Source organism: Pseudomonas sp. XP1, assembly GCF_053557675.1.
Genome location: NZ_JBNRIJ010000001.1, coordinates 328,286 through 343,867, shown reverse-complemented (window position 1 = coordinate 343,867; position 15,582 = coordinate 328,286). Strand labels below are relative to the sequence as shown.

The 15,582-nt window shown below is 64.8% G+C and carries 11 protein-coding genes; 2 read left to right on the top strand and 9 right to left on the bottom strand.

What is annotated here, in order from left to right:
- Positions 1-57: 57 nt before the first annotated feature.
- The 9 genes from ACK1U9_RS01545 to ACK1U9_RS01505 form a co-directional block, all read right to left on the bottom strand.
- On the bottom strand, positions 58-972 hold the full coding sequence (locus ACK1U9_RS01545) for a site-specific integrase (protein WP_015270152.1): 915 nt from the start codon (positions 970-972) through the stop codon (positions 58-60).
- Between the two features lie 260 nt (positions 973-1,232).
- Positions 1,233-3,494, bottom strand: a complete 2,262-nt coding sequence (locus ACK1U9_RS01540; protein ID WP_449109625.1) for an ATP-dependent DNA helicase — start codon at positions 3,492-3,494, stop codon at positions 1,233-1,235.
- Complete coding sequence (locus ACK1U9_RS01535; RefSeq protein WP_449109624.1) at positions 3,491-5,140, bottom strand: VRR-NUC domain-containing protein; 1,650 nt, start codon at positions 5,138-5,140, stop codon at positions 3,491-3,493. Before ACK1U9_RS01535 ends, ACK1U9_RS01540 begins: the two co-directional genes overlap by 4 nt.
- Positions 5,141-5,367: 227 nt before the next feature.
- A complete protein-coding gene (locus ACK1U9_RS01530) occupies positions 5,368-6,675 on the bottom strand; it encodes an MFS transporter (protein WP_173015108.1) in 1,308 nt (435 codons plus the stop codon).
- A 98-nt stretch (positions 6,676-6,773) separates the two neighbouring features.
- Positions 6,774-7,988: a fumarylacetoacetate hydrolase family protein gene (locus tag ACK1U9_RS01525; RefSeq protein ID WP_449109623.1), complete on the bottom strand. Its 1,215-nt coding sequence runs from the start codon at positions 7,986-7,988 to the stop codon at positions 6,774-6,776.
- Positions 7,989-8,008: 20 nt separating this feature from the next.
- On the bottom strand, positions 8,009-9,067 hold the full coding sequence (locus ACK1U9_RS01520) for an Ldh family oxidoreductase (protein ID WP_449109622.1): 1,059 nt from the start codon (positions 9,065-9,067) through the stop codon (positions 8,009-8,011).
- A gap of 34 nt (positions 9,068-9,101) precedes the next feature.
- Positions 9,102-10,643, bottom strand: a complete 1,542-nt coding sequence (locus tag ACK1U9_RS01515; RefSeq protein WP_449109621.1) for a UxaA family hydrolase — start codon at positions 10,641-10,643, stop codon at positions 9,102-9,104.
- A gap of 183 nt (positions 10,644-10,826) precedes the next feature.
- The gene (locus tag ACK1U9_RS01510) at positions 10,827-11,780 is read right to left on the bottom strand and encodes a LysR family transcriptional regulator (RefSeq protein ID WP_046616896.1); all 954 of its coding nucleotides are present in this window, start codon (positions 11,778-11,780) and stop codon (positions 10,827-10,829) included.
- A gap of 34 nt (positions 11,781-11,814) precedes the next feature.
- The gene (locus ACK1U9_RS01505; protein ID WP_153671076.1) at positions 11,815-12,762 is read right to left on the bottom strand and encodes a LysR family transcriptional regulator; all 948 of its coding nucleotides are present in this window, start codon (positions 12,760-12,762) and stop codon (positions 11,815-11,817) included.
- A gap of 101 nt (positions 12,763-12,863) precedes the next feature.
- Between ACK1U9_RS01505 and ACK1U9_RS01500 the strand changes: the two genes are divergently transcribed.
- Together ACK1U9_RS01500 and ACK1U9_RS01495 are read left to right on the top strand one after the other, a co-directional pair.
- Entirely contained in the window at positions 12,864-14,177 is a 1,314-nt protein-coding gene (locus ACK1U9_RS01500; RefSeq protein WP_153671075.1) for an L-fuconate dehydratase, read from the top strand.
- Positions 14,178-14,242: 65 nt separating this feature from the next.
- Positions 14,243-15,553 carry an MFS transporter gene (locus ACK1U9_RS01495; RefSeq protein WP_108480007.1) on the top strand — a complete coding sequence of 437 codons (1,311 nt, stop codon included), beginning with the start codon at positions 14,243-14,245 and terminating at the stop codon, positions 15,551-15,553.
- Positions 15,554-15,582: the final 29 nt, after the last annotated feature.

Genomic DNA, 15,582 nt, shown 5'->3' with positions numbered 1-15,582 from the left:
CGGTGGGAGCTGGCTTGCCGGCGATGGGCTGCACAGCAGCCCCAAGTGTGACGAAACTCAGTAATCGAAGCGGTCCACCGCACGCCGACGTTCATTGTCGTCACGCCGGTCATAGATGGCCGTGGTCTGGATATTGGCGTGATGCGCCAGCTTCTGCGCAATGGACAGGTCGTGCTCTTCGATCACCCGGGTGATGAACGCCCGGCGGAAGTCGTGCGGCATGATTTTCACACCCACCTGCGCACCACGCTGGCGGGCAATGTAGTAAATGGCATGCTTGGTGATACGCGCCCGGGTGATATGGCTGCCACGGCGGATGCGGTTGAACAGGAACGGGTCGTCTTCGGCCCCTGCCGGCAAGTCCTGGCGGCGCAGGTCCAGCCACGCCTGCAACTTCTCGAACGCCCATGGCGGAGCGTACTTGATCAGTTGGCGGTTGCCCTTGCCCAGCACCTGCAGGCTGCGCGCCTCGAAGTCGACCTGGTCCAGGTCGATGTCCACCGATTCAGACTTGCGCATACCGGTGCCGTACAGCAAGGCGATGATCGCCGCGTCACGCACACCCTGCGGCCGTGGGTCGGCCGCGCACACATCCATCAGCTCGCGAATCAGGCTGCGGCGCAGGTTGCGCCCCGGCGGCAGGCGGCTGCCGGTGGCCGGCTTGACCTCGCGAATGCGCAGCAACTGCTCGTGATCGATCAGGCCCTGGCGCCATGCTTCGTTCATCACACCGCGGATGGCGTTGACGTACAGAGAGGAGCTGTTGGGTGCGTAACCGTCGGCACGCAGCGCCGCCACCAGAGCGATCACATGGCCGGGCTCGAGCCGATGCCAGGGCACATCGACGATATTGCAGTCGACAAAACCCAGCCGGTCGGCAGCGTCCTGAAGGATGTAGCGCATGGTTTGCTGGCTGGATGGGGCCAGGCGGGCCATGTACTGCAGCAGCGGGTTTTTCGAGAGATCGGACAAAACGTGAATCCTGTAGCGAAGCGTTGGCCAGCAGCGAACCGGGCCAACCATGAAGCAAGTCAATACGACATACCAGCAGGTCCAAATAACAGCAGAAAACGCATGTCATTCGGACCCGGAGAGGTGCCATCACCTTGATATACAAGGGGTTCGGAGCTGGCACGGATCGTGATCTTACCCCAATTGAGCCTACTGAACGAACGAAGGCTAGCCTTGATGCCTGGATTGGGGCCGCTTTGCGGCCCATCGCCGGGGCCGCGTTAACCTCCCGGCGCCGGCCACCACCCCGGGAACATCTGCTGCACCCGGGGCTCGGCGAAGCGCTCGTCGATCAAGACCAGAACGCCACGGTCCTGGTCGCCCCGGATGACCCGCCCTGCTGCCTGAATGACCTTGCGCACGCCCGGGTAGAGATAGGCGTAATCGAACCCCGCACCAAACTGCCGCCCCAGACGCTGCTTGAACTGCTCGTTGACCGGGTTGACCTGGGGTAGCCCGAGGGTGGCGACAAACGCGCCGATCAGCCGCGTGCCCGGCAAGTCCACCCCCTCCCCGAATGCACCACCCAGCACCGCAAAGCCCACCCCGCGGCCATCCGCTACAAAACGGTCGAGAAAGCCCTGGCGAGCTGCTTCGTCCATGGCCGGTTGCTGGGACCACATGGGAATCTGCGGATGCCGTTCGGCCAGCAGCCCGGCCACCTGTTGCAGGTACTCGAAACTGCTGAAGAACGCCAGGTAGTTGCCCGGCATACGCTCATACTGCCTGGCAATCAGCTCGACGATTGGCGCCAGCGAAGCCTGGCGTTGCTGGTAACGGGTGGATACCTGGCTGGCGATGCGCACTTCCAGCTGTTCGGCGCGAAACGGCGCGGCCACTTCCAGCCAGGCGGTATCGGCCGGCATGCCCAGCAGGTCGCTGTAGAAATGCCGTGGGCTCAGGGTGGCGGAAAACAGCGTCACGCTGCGCGCGGCCTGCATGCGTGGGCCCAACAGGCGCGCCGGGGTGATATTGCGCAGGCACAGGGTTGCCAGCCGCCGCTTGCGTGGCCCCTGGCGCTGGCTGATGTCGAACAGGAAGTGCTCGTCGAACAGCTCGGCAACCCGGCTGAACTGCAACGCCTGGTAGAAGAACTGCAGCACCTGCGGGTCCATTTGCGCAGGCGCCTGATTCATCTGTTCCTGGATCAGCCCGATGCATTGCTGCAGGGCCCGCAGCAAAGCGTCTGGGAGCGACTCGCTGGCCTGGTACGGCGCACGCTGCTCCTTGTAGAGAGCGTTCCACTGCCGGTTCAAACGGTCCAGCGCACTGACCAGCCCGTGTGGTTTGCTCTGGCGCAGGGCCAGCAACTGGCCCTGGTCCAGGCTGGCGCTGTACATGCCGCGCCCGCGCTCGACCAGGTTGTGTGCCTCGTCCACCAGCACCGCGACCCGCCACTGGTTGGCCTGGGTCAGGCCGTACAACAAGGCGTGGGCATCGAAGTAGTAGTTGTAGTCCGCCACCAGCACGTCTACCCAACGCGCCATCTCCTGGCCCAGGTAATACGGGCACACCTGGTGCGCAAGGGCCACTTCGCGCAGCTGGGCGCGGTCGAGCATGGGCAACGCTGCCGCCGCCGCGCGTGCGGCCGGCAGGCGGTCGTAGAAGCCCGCAGCCAACGGGCAGGATTCACCATGGCAGGCCTTGTCGGGGTGCTCGCAGGCTTTGTCGCGGGCGATCAGCTCCAGCGTGCGCAAGGCCGGCTGCGGCGTGGCGTCGGTGATCTGGCGCATGGCATCCAGGGCCAGGGCCCGGCCCGGAGTCTTGGCGGTGAGAAAGAACAGCTTGTCGAGCTGCTGCGGCACCATGGCCTTGAGCAGGGGGAACAAGGTACCGAGGGTCTTGCCAATTCCGGTGCTGGCCTGGGCCATCAGGCAACGGCCGGTGCTCACCGCCTTGTACAGAGTTTCTGCCAGTTGTCGCTGGCCCTGGCGGAACACCGGATAGGGGAAGCCCAGTGCTTGCAGGCCCTGGTTACGCTCGGCCAGGCGCTGCTCCTGCGCTTGTGCCCAAGCCAGAAAGCGTTGGCACTGGGTTTCGAAGAACACCTGCAGTTCGGCAGCCGTGCAGTGTTCACTGATCAGCGTCTGGCCATCGCTGTCCACGTCCAGGTAAACCAGCGCCACCTCGATGGCCGGCAGTTGCCGTGCCTGGCACATCAACCAGCCGTAGACCTTGGCCTGCGCCCAGTGCAACTGGCGGTGGTTGGCCGGCTGGCGCGACAGGTCGCCACGGTGGGTCTTGATTTCTTCCAGGCGGTTGCAGGCGGGGTCGTAACCGTCGGCGCGGCCACGCACTTTCAGGGTTTCGAACTGGCCTTCGAGGGCAATTTCCGACTCGTAGCCCGCAGCACGTCGCGCCACCACTCGCCGATGCCCCTCGATCCCCTCCTGGGCGGTAGGTGATGGCGTGAAACGCAGGTCCAGGTCGCCGACCTTGGCGCTGAATTCGCACAAGGCGCGTACCGCCACGCTGTAGCTCAAGGCGTTTCGCTCCAGCGCACATGGCACACTGCGACAGGCAGGCCGTGGGCCCGGCAGAACTCCAGCCAGCGCAGCTGGTTGTCTTGCAGGCGGTCACCGGGCCCCTTGACCTCGACCATGCGGTAGCGACCCTGTTCGGGCCAGAACTGGATCAGGTCGGGCATGCCGGCGCGGTTGTTGCGGATGTCCTGCAGCAGGCGCAGGAAGCACTGTTTCAAATGGGCCGCCGGCAGGCAGGCCAGGGCTTGCTCAAGCAATGCTTCACTGAGCACAGACCAGAACACGAATGGCGACTGCAGGCCTTGCTTGGCGGTGTAGCAGTCGAGAATCGCCCGGTGATGGCTGCCATCTTCGAGCCGCCCCAGGCACCGTTCGAACAGAGCACTGCGGCGTTGCTGGAAGTCGCCGTCGTGCAGGTCCTGCGGGGCGGCCTGGAAGGGGTTGAAGAACGCGCCAGGCACCGGGGCGAAGATCGCCTCCCAGCACAGCAGGCCGAACAGGCTGTTGAACAGGGTGTTCTCCACGTAATGCACCGGCCCGTCGGCTTCGGCCAAGTGCTGGCGTACCGCCTCCTCCACACCCAGCGCTGCCCGTTCCCGAGGCAGTTCCAGCTCGATCAGCTCCAGGGGAACGACACGCTGACGCCGCTGTGGTGGGCCACCGAGCTTGCGTGCCAGGCGTGGCAACATGCGTTCCAGCGCCTGCACTTCCAGGGCGTTGGCCGGTGCCGCAGCCAGTTGCAGCGCCAGCGCATGGGCCTGGGGCCACTGCTCGCTGCGCTCCAGCACCCGCACCTGGCGGATGCGCGCCTGGGCATGACTGCATTGCGTGTACACAGCCATGGCCTGCGCCCAGTCGCCCAGGCGCTCGCATTGCTGGCCCAGGGCGAATTGCAGGCGCGCATGGCGCCGGGCCAACCATGGGTTGTCGCTGTGCAGGCCCTGCATGGCTGCCAGGATCGACAGTGGGTCGTCGCCCTGCTCCAGGCGCTCGGCACACTGGTGCAAGGCCATGGCCAGGTCGACTTCGGCGCGTTGTTGCAGGGCACGCGAATCGGTGCTGAACGGCACCTGTTCGTAGCGCAACAAGCCGAGGTCGGCGAGGACGAAGTCCGACCAGTCCTGGTACAGGTTGCCGAAGAACAGCAGGCGCATGCGGTCGCACAAGGGTTGCAGGCACCACTGGAGGATGCGCACGCCGCTGTCCGGATACCACTCGGCCAATGACCGGGCTTGCAGGCCCAAGGGTTGCAGCTGTGCAAGCAGATCATGCTTGGCGGCGCGGGGGCGGCTCAGCTGTGGGGCAAAACAACGGGCGAATTCGTCCTTGCGCAGCAGGGCGAACAGCTGCTCCAGTTCCAGTTGCGCGGGCTCCCGTACCCAGCCGAGGGCCAGCAACGGTTGCAGGGCCTGCCCGGTATCGCCGATTTCGGCATAGTCGAGGCGGTCGCTGCGAAACAGCTCGCCTTTGCGCATGACCATGCGCACCATCAGGGCCTGCGCCGGGGCGTCCAGTTGGCCGAAGGTGCGGATGAAAGCCAGCTCCTGATCGTCGAGCAGGTCTTCGTAGCGCTGTTCGACCCACAGCAGCACCTGGCGGAAATTGTGCAGGTAATAGAACGGGTCGTCGACGGAATGGGCGATCACGGGCTGGGGTCAGGCGGCTGAAATGGGTACTGGTTATACATACAGACCCGTATGCCTGGCAAGTGCCGTGGGTCGCTCAACAATCGGCTATCGGCTTGGGGGCTGCTTTGCAGCCCAATCGCGACGCAAGGCCGCTCCCACAGGTATTGCAGTGCTGTTGAAACCTGCGCGGTACCTGTGGGAGCGGCCTTGCGTCGCGATTGGGGCGCAAAGCACCCCCCCGGAATTCACACCTGTTCCGTCGCCCCGACCATCTCCGCCGCCTTGACCTTGGCACTGCCAATCGGCGCCTGCAGCAGGAGGAAGTAGGCCAACGCCGAACACAGCGCCACCACCGCACTGATCATGAACGCGGTGGTGAACGAGCCCGAGTACTGGATGCTGAAGCCGGTGACGATCGGCGCCACCGAGCCGGCAATGTAGCCGCCAAAGTTCTGGATCGAGCCAAACGAGGCCACGCGCTGGCTGTCGACGATAGTGTTGACGATCATCCAGGCAGTGGCACTGGCCATGTTGATGCTGAACAGCGCCAGGCACAGCAAAATGATGCAACCGGTCAGGCCGGTGACGAACGACAGCGGCAGAGTGAACAGCGCCGCCAGCACCAGCCCGGTGATCACGCTGAACTTGCGGCTGGCCAGCACGCTCATGCCCCGTTTAACCAGCAAGTCACAGAAACGACCGGCAACGATCGTGCCCGCTGCGCCAAAGCCATAGGCCAGCGACACTACCCAGGCGGTCTTGTACAGGTCCAGGCCATGCTCGCGCTCGAAGTAGCCAGGCAGCCAGGTCAGGTGCAGCCATAGCATGTAGATCACGCCCATGAAGCCCAGCACCGCACCCCAGGTACTACGGTGCTTGAACAGGTCCAGCCAGCCGGCGAAGTACGAGGCCTTCGGCGCTTGTGCAGTGGCTGCCGGCACCTGCTGCGCGCTCGGCAACGGCTTGCCCTCGGCAGCAAGCTCCGCCAGGTAGCGTGCCTTGCTTTTGTAGAAGGTCAGCCAGCACAGCGCCAGCACCACGCCGATCACACCGGTGATGATGAACATGCCGCGCCAGCCGAAGTTGACCATGAACAGCGTCAGCAAAGGTGGCGCCAAGCAAGGGCCGAGGCAGGTCGAGGACCAGACCACGCCGGTGGGAGTACCACGCTCGTTGGCATCGAACCACTCCGACAGGGCCTTGGCCGCGGATGGGAACATCGGCGCCTCGCCAATCCCCAGCAACACCCGCAAGCCCATGAAGCCGGCAAAACTGTTGACCATGCCGAACGCTGCCTGGGCCACCGACCAGCCCAGCAGCGAGGCACCGAGGGCGATCTTGCTGCCCAGGCGGTCGATGATCATGCCCATCGGCAGCTGGGCAAAGGCATAGGCAATGGAAAACGCCGACAACAGGATGCCCATCTGCGACGGGCTGATCATCATGTCTTTCTGGATCGAGGTGTTGGCGATCGACAGCGCACTACGGTCCAGGTAGTTGACTATGCCGATCAGCAGCAGGAACACGACGGTGATGCGTTGGTACTTCTTCATAGGGTTCATGTGATGACCTTTATTATTATTGTTGCCGCGCTGTCAGCGCCTTGGCGGTCCTTCGTTCAAGCTGCGCCCTCCCTGACGCAGCGCGCCGCTCAAGGCTGGCGCGCGGTGGTTGCTACGTCCAGCAGCCCGCGCCGGCCGAGGCTGTCGATCAGCGCACGCAGGCCAAAATGCCACTGCGGCGCCAGGTCGCTGGTAGTCACGCGGTTGCACAGGGTACCGAGTTGCGGGTTGCTGATGCTCACCACATCGCCCGGCTTGTGGGTGAAGCCGTTGCCCGGTTGGTCGCGGTCCTGCTTGGGGGCGAACAAGGTACCGAGGAACAGCACCAGGCCGTCGGGGTATTGATGGTTCTCGTTGAGGGTTTGCTGCACAAGGTCCTGCGGGTCGCGGCTTATCTGACGCATGGAGCTGCGGCCGGCGAGGATGAAACCGTCTTCGCCCACCACCTGCAAGTCCACTTCGGCGGCGCGCACGTCGTCCAGGCCGAAGCTTTCGTCGAACAAACGCAGCAGCGGGCCAAGCGCGGTGGAGGCATTGTTGTCCTTGGCTTTTGACAACAGCAAGGCGCTACGGCCTTCGAAGTCACGCAGGTTGACGTCGTTGCCGAGCGTCGCACCCTTGATGCGACCATCGCTCGACACCGCCAGCACCACCTCCGGCTCCGGATTGTTCCAGCTCGACTTCGGGTGGATGCCGATGTCGGCGCCGTGGCCGACCGCCGACAGTGGCTGGGCCTTGGTGAACACCTCGGCGTCCGGGCCAATACCCACTTCCAGGTATTGCGACCACAGGCCCTGCTCCACCAGCACCTTGCGCAGCGCTTCGGCCTGGGCCGAGCCTGGTACGATCTGCGACAGGTCGGCGCCGATGCGGCTGGCCAGGGTGTCGCGGATGGCATCGGCCTTGGCCGGGTCGCCCTTGGCCTGCTCTTCGACCACGCGCTCCAGCAGGCTGGTGGCGAAGGTTACCCCAGCGGCCTTCACCGCCTGCAGGTCGACAGGTGCCAGCAGCCATGGCTGGCGCGGGTCGCGCAGGGCCGGGTCGCTGTTGCCGAGCAAGGCTGGCAGCCCGATCAGCGGCTCGGCCAGCGGCAGGCTGCGCAGGTAGGCCACGGGGTCGGCCACTTCCAGCAGGGCCGAGACGGTGGCTACATGGGCGCTGATGTCGTGCACGGCGCCGACCTTTACCAGTACCACCGCAGGGCCCTGGTCCGGCAGCCAGACCCGCCCTACCCAACTGCCGCTGTCGAACGCGCTGGCATCGTGAGTCAGAGGCAGTCGCTTGCCGTTCGCTCGTTCAGTCATCTGTGTACCCTTACTGTCATTCATTGGGAAAGTGCCGGCAATTGCAGCTGCCCGGCCAGCCGGTCAAGGTCGGCCACCAGCTGTGAAGAAAGGCTTGCGCCCTGCTCCAGGGCCAGGCGGCGCAAGGCAAGGCCAGCCTGCCCAGGCAGGCGCACCGGGCGCTCGGGGTCGAGTGGCCGGCTGGCCAGGACCAGCCGGCCGAGGAAGCTGGTTTCGTCGGTGAACGCTTGCAGGCCGCCGAAGAAACTCGGATCGATGACCACGGCGGTGGCCGATGCACCCCACTGGTCTGGTGCATCCTTGCGGCCATGGCCGGCCAGCCCCGAGGTCAGGGCTTCGACCAGCAGCGCCAGGGCGAAACCTTTGTGGCCAAAGGCCTGGCCCCCCAAGGGCAGGATGCTGCCTTGCGGGCTGGTGAAGAAGTCGCGCGGGTCGTCGCTCAGTTGCCCGTCATTGCTCACCAGCACCGGGTGGGGCAGGCGGCTGCCGGCGTCGCGACACTGGCCGACCAGGCCGAGGGTGACGGTGGACATGCTGACGTCCAGCAGAATCGGCTCGCCCTGGGTCGGGATGCCCGCGGCAATCGGGTTGGGGGTGTAGATCGGGTCAACGCCACCATGGGCGCAGACCAGCCCTACCGACGGGTCCGAGGAATACAGCATCGCCACCAGGCCCTGATCGGTATAGGGCTTGAGGTAAGCTGCCAGGCAACCGATATGCGCAGCGCGGCGTACCACGGCGATGCCGATACCCTGCGAAGTGGCGCCCTTTGCCGCGCAGTCCAGGGCACGGCTGACGCAGTACGGCCCCAACAGGTAGTGGCCATCGAACAGGCTGGAGATGCCACTGTCCGACACCTGCTCCAGTACCCGGGCGCGGGCCTTGACCTGCCCGCCGAGCATGCCGTCGATGTAGCGGCTGACCAGGTTCAGGCCATGGGTGCGATGGCCCAGCAATTCGCCTTCGAGAAGTACCCGGGTCACTGCCTGGGCGACTTCGGTATCGGCACCGGCCTTTTCGAACAGCCGCTCGACAAAGGTGGTGAGTGCTTGCACATTGTGAAGTGTGGCTCGAGTCATTGCAGTTGCCTTGGAAAAGGGATGGGGCTGGCGATCAGGTCACGGCACCGATCTGCCAGGGCACGAATTCGTTCTGACCGTAGCCGTGCAGTTCACTCTTGCTGGGTTCACCGGAAGCGATGCGCAGCATCTGCTCGAAGATGAACGCGCCGCACTCCTCGATGCTGGTGGAGCCGTCGGCGATGCCGCCGCAATTGACGTCCATGTCTTCTTCCTGGTGTTCGAACACCCGGTTGTTGGTCGCCAGCTTGATCGACGGCGCCGGGGCACAGCCGTAGGCCGAGCCACGGCCGGTGGTGAAGGCGATCAGGTTGGCCCCGCCAGCCACCTGGCCGGTGGCCGAAACCGGGTCGTAGCCGGGGGTATCCATGAACACCAGGCCTTGGGCCCGCACCGCTTCGGCGTACTGGTACACATCGACCAGGTTGCTGGAACCGGCCTTGGCCACCGCACCGAGGGACTTCTCGAGGATGGTGGTCAGCCCCCCGGCCTTGTTGCCAGCCGAAGGGTTGTTGTTCAGCTCGGCGTTCATGCGCTGGCAGTAGTCTTCCCACCAGCGGATGCGGGCCACCAGCTTTTCGCCGACCTCGCGGCTGACCGCACGGCGGGTCAGCAGGTGCTCGGCACCGTAGATCTCCGGTGTCTCGGAGAGGATCGCGGTGCCACCGGCCGCCACCAGGCGGTCGACGGCATTGCCCAATGCCGGGTTGGCGGTAATGCCGGAATAGCCATCGGAACCGCCACATTGCAGGCCGACCACCAGGTGCCGCGCACTGACCGGCTGGCGTTGCACCTGGTTGGCTTCGGCCAACAGAGCCTTGACCTGCTCTATACCGGCGGCGATGGCTTTGGAGGTGCCGCCGATACCCTGGATGGTGAAGGCGCGCAGCTGGGCGCTGGCCTGCAGGCCCTGGGTTTCCAGCAGGCTCTCGATCTGGTTGGTCTCGCAGCCCAGGCCGATGATGAGCACGGCAGCGAAATTGGGATGTACGGCGTACCCGGCCAGGGTACGACGCAACAGGCCCAGGGCTTCACCGCCGGGGTCCACCGCACAGCCGGCGCCGTGGGTCAGTGCCACCACGCCGTCGATGTTCGGGTAATCGGCCAGCACTTCAGGGTGGATGTCGCGGCGGAAATGGTCGGCCACGGCCCGGGCCACGGTCGCCGAGCAGTTCACCGAGGTGAGTATGCCGATGTAGTTGCGGGTGGCGACCCGGCCATCGGCACGCACAATGCCCTGGAACTGCGCCTCGCGGCCGGGCTGGCTGCGGGTATCGACACCGAACGCGTAGTCACGGGCGAAATCGCCCATCTGCACATTGTGCACATGCACGTGTTCGCCGGCGTCGATGGCCTGCGAGGCAAAACCGATGATCTGCCCGTAACGGCGCAGGGGCTGGCCCTGCTCCACACGCTCGGTAGCGAGCTTGTGGCCCGAGGGGATGGGCTGGCGAATGGTAATCGCTTCGGCGTCCAGGCGCAGGCCTTGCGGCAGGGCCTGGCGGGCGATTAGCACGTTGTCCAGCGGGTTGAGGCGGATGACGGCAAGGTCGCCGGACTTGGCAATCAGTTGCATGGGACCTCTCAGGGTGCGGCTGGCTTCTTGTTATGGCTGCGACCACTGTAAGAAGCCTTGGGCAACATTCCCAATGAGATGATCCGATCGTGCGATAACCCTGGGTTATCAAAAACCGGTATCAGGGCGTGTTTATCAATCACATTTCAGGGCCATTGGAGCCGCTGCGCAGCCCCAGGGGCTTCATTCCTGTTCCTGCTGACGGCGCCGAGCCCCCTCCAGCAAAATCTCGACAAACGCCTGGGCCGAAGCGCTCAGCGGCTCGTCCTTTCGGGTAACCACGCCGTACTCCAGCGCCGCCAGGTGCAACGGGCTGCGCAATTCTTTCAGTTGGCCGCTGGCCAACTGCGCTGCAACCATCGAGCGCGGCAACATGGCGATCATCGGCGCCGCCTGCAGCAATTGCAGGAACATGGGCATGGAGATGGTTTCGACGCTGTCGGCAGGCGTGGCGATGCCGGCAACACGAAATGCCTGTTCCAGGCGGTTGCGGATCGGCGTGCCCACCGGGTACAGCACCCACGGCCAGTCGCCCAGCGCTGCCAGCGGCGTGCTTTCCAGCTGATTGAGCGGGTGCTCGCTGTTGACCACCAGGCTGAACGGTTCCGGCTCCAGGGGCTGGAAGTCGAACAGCTGGCCGAAGCGTTCTTCAGTGAAACGGCCAATCATGATGTCGAGCTTGTTCTGCTCCAGCATGGTCAACAAGTGATCGCTGGAATGCTCCACCACTTCGATCGACAGCAACGGGCTGCGCGCCTTTATCGCGGCGATGGCCTGCGGCAGCACCAGCGCGGTGGCGGCAAAGATCCCGCCGACGCGGATGAAGCCGTGCCCACCGTTGCGCAGGCGGTTGACCTGGTCGACGAACTGTTGCGACTCGGCCAGCGCGCCTTGGGCATAGCGCACCACATATTGGCCCAGTTCGGTGGGTGGCATGCTCCGCGGCAGGCGCTCGAACAGGGCGAAGCCGAACTGCTCCTCAAGGTCACGCAACATCTTGCTCAGTGCCGGCTGGCTCAGGTTCATGCGCGTGGCGGTGGCGTGCATGTTGCGGGTGCGCGCCAAGGTGTCGATCAGCACCAGGTGCTTGTAGCGGATCCAGTTGCAAAAGCTGGAATGGGTCATGTCCGGCGGCATTGACGCAGGGCCTCAGGCAAGTGAAAAGGCAGGGCTATTGCGCCCGCAGGTAGTGCAGCAAGGTGTCCAGGGCAACCGAGTTGGGCCGCGAGCGCAGGGTCAACACGCCCAGGTTGGCCATTGCCAGCGGCAGTTCTACCGGCAGGATAGCGACCATTCCATAGCGGGCATAATGCTTGGCCACGTCATCGGGCACCACCGCAATCATCTCGGAGGCTTCGAGCATGGCGGTGGTAGCCAGGATCGAGGCAGTTTCGACGATATCCAGCGACTGCACCATGCCGCCGGCCTGCAACGCGCTTTCGACGCGGCGGCGCATCGGGCTGCCGATGGGGTGCAGGACCCAGGTCAAGGCCACCAGGTCGGTCAGTTGCAGCCCGGCGGCATTGGCCAGCGGGTGGCCTGCGCGGGCGATAACACGCATCTGCTCACCGCCTTCGAACAGTTCGATGTTCAGGTCCTGGCTGTCGCTCTGGTCCGGCAGGCGCCCCACCACCATGTCGAAGTCGCCACGCAGCAAGGCCGGCAGCAAGGTGTCGCTGGTGCCGACCTCCAGAGAAATGCGCACCTTGGGGTGATCGCGCTTGTAGGCCAGTACTGCCCTGGTCAGCACACCCGGCACCGGGCCCATTACGCTGCCCACCCGCACCAGGCCCTGGGCCCCGCGCGCCAGCTCGGCAATCTGCGCCTGGGCGTGCTCGAACTCATGCAGCGCGTTCTGCGCATAGCGGATCATCACTTCGCCATACAGCGTCGCTTGCATGCCCCGTGGCAAACGCTCGAACAAGCGTACGCCAAGGCGCTCCTCAAGCTGTTGCAGCAACAGGCTCGCAGCCGGTTGCGTGGTGTGCATCGCCGCGGCAGCACGGCGCAGGTTGGCGAACTCGCCCAAGGCGTTGAGCAGCGTGATCTGCCGGCTGGAGATCTTCAATGCGCCGAGGCTGGCAGGCGCCTGGGCGCTGTCGGGTGGCAAGCGAGACATATCGAATCCGGTATCACTGATTAAGATTTGGCGATTATGCCTGTATCGCTCGACAACCTACAGTCAGGTCTCCCAGTGCTTGAACAGAACAAGAGCCGACCATGAGCATACGTATTACCCACCTGAGCGTTCGCGACATTCGTTTCCCCACTTCGCTGTCGCTGGACGGCTCCGACGCCATGAACAGCGCCCCCGATTATTCGGCGGCCTACGTGGTGCTGCACACCGACGTCGAGGCTCTGGAAGGCCACGGCCTCACCTTCACCATCGGCCGTGGCAACGAGATTTGCGCTGCTGCGGTGCAGTCGCTGGCGCCGCTGATCGTCGGCCTCACCCTGGAGGAAATCACGGCCGACATGGGCGGTTTCTGGCACCGCTTCACCGTCAGCGACAGCCAGTTGCGCTGGCTGGGCCCGGAAAAGGGCGTGGTCCACCTGGCCACCGCCGCGATCATCAATGCCGTGTGGGACCTGTGGGCCAAGCACGAGGGCAAGCCGGTGTGGAAGCTGCTGGCCGACATGACGCCCGAGCAGCTGGTGCGCTGCCTGGACTTCAGCTACGTCACCGATGTGCTCACCCCCGAAGAAGCCATCGCCCTGCTGCGCCGCCAGGCGCCGGGCAAGGCTCAGCGCGAAGCGCAGATGCTGCGCGAAGGCTACCCTGGCTACACCACCGCGCCGGGCTGGCTGGGCTACAGCGAAGAAAAGATGCGCAAGCTGGCCCGCGAGGCGGTGGAAGATGGCTGGACCCACATCAAGCAGAAGATCGGTGCGGACCTGGAGGAAGACATTCGCCGCGCCAGCATCCTGCGCGACGAGATTGGCTGGGAGCGCACCCTGATGATGGATGCCAACCAGGTATGGGGCGTCGAGGAATCCGTCGCCAACATGCGCCGCCTGGCCGCGTTCGAGCCACTGTGGATCGAAGAGCCGACCAGCCCGGACGACATCCTCGGGCACGCCACCATCCGCCAGCGCATTGCGCCGATTGGCGTGGCCACCGGTGAACATTGCCACAACCGGGTAATGTTCAAGCAGATGTTCCAGGCCGGCGCGCTGGACTTCTGCCAACTGGACGCAGCCCGCCTGGGTGGCCTGAACGAAGTGCTGATCGTGCTGCTGATGGCGGCCAAGTACGACGTACCCGTGTGCCCGCACGGCGGCGGTGTCGGCCTGTGCGAATACGTGCAGAACATTGCCCTGTTCGACTACATCGCTGTGTCGGCCTCGCTGCACAACCGAGTGCTGGAGTACGTCGACCACCTGCACGAGCATTTCATCGACCCGGTGGTGATCCGCCGCGGGCGCTACATGCCACCGCAACGCCCGGGCTACAGCATCGAAATGCATGCCGAGACCCTCGCGCGCTACCAGTACCCCAACGGCGCGGTGTGGCTCGACATCAACCGCTCCTGACCCACCTACCTGGGTGTGCCGCCTCTGCGCGGCACGCCACCAGCTCTTTTCACGGGGAAAAAACAATGACAATCCTCACCGGTACTGCGGCGGCGCCCGCCCCTGCCGCCACCACCGAACAGCGCCTGAACGGCCTGCTGCTGCGCAAACTGATGCCACTGCTCATCGTTGTCTACGTGATGAGCTTCCTTGACCGGACCAACATTGCCCTGGCCAAGGCCAGCATGGGTATAGACCTCGGCCTGTCGGCAGCGGCCTACGGCCTGGGCGCCGGGCTGTTCTTCCTCACCTACGCCCTGGCCGAAGTACCCAGCAACCTGATCATGCATCGGGTCGGCGCACGCTTCTGGATCACCCGCATCATGATCACCTGGGGCCTGCTCTCGGCGGGCATGGCCTTCGTCCAGGGCGAAACCTCGTTCTACGTCATGCGCCTGTTGCTCGGGGTTGCTGAAGCGGGCCTGTTCCCCGGCGTGATGCTGTACCTGACCTACTGGTTCGATCGTGAACAGCGTGCCCGCGCCACGGGTTACTTCCTGTTGGGCGTGTGCCTGGCCAACATCCTCAGCGGCCCGCTGGGGGGTGCCCTGCTGGAAATGGACGGTGTGCTGGGCTGGCACGGCTGGCAATGGCTGTTCGTGCTCGAAGGCCTGCCGGCAGTGGCCCTGGCTTATGTGGTATGGAAGAAACTGCCCGATGGCCCGGCTTCGGCGCCCTGGCTGTCGGCCGTCGAAGCCGAGGACATCGAGCGCCGCCTGGCTGCGGAGCGCGCCACCGCACCGCAGCAGAGCAAGTTGGGGCAGATGTTCCGCGACCGGCAGATCTGGCTGGCGATCGTGGTGTACTTCGTGCACCAGATCACCATCTACACGGTGATTTTCTTCCTGCCGGGTATCATCGGCACCTACAGCGCACTGTCGCCCTTCCAGGTCGGCCTGCTGACCGCCGTACCGTGGATTGCTGCCGCCATCGGCGCCGCCACCCTCCCGCGCCTGGCCACCTCGCCGAGCCGTTGCCGCACCCTGCTGTTCTGCGGCCTGCTGACCATGGCGGCCGGGTTGCTGCTGGCGTCGCTGGCCAACTCGTTCATCGGCCTGATCGGGTTTTCGCTGACGGCCCTGATGCTGTTCGTGGTGCAGTCGATCATCTTCGTCTTCCCCTCCAGCCGCCTGAGTGGCAGTGCCCTGGCGGCAGGTCTGGCCTTTGTCACCACCTGCGGCCTGCTTGGCGGTTTCGTCGGCCCATCGGTGATGGGCCTGATCGAGCAGGCCACCGGCAGTACCCGCAATGGCTTGTGGATCATCGCCGCGTTGCTGGTGGTGGCAGCGCTGGTCAGTACCCGCTTGCGGCAAGGGCAGGAGCAAGCGAATCGCTGACTAGCGAGCGCTCCACGAATCACTGGTTC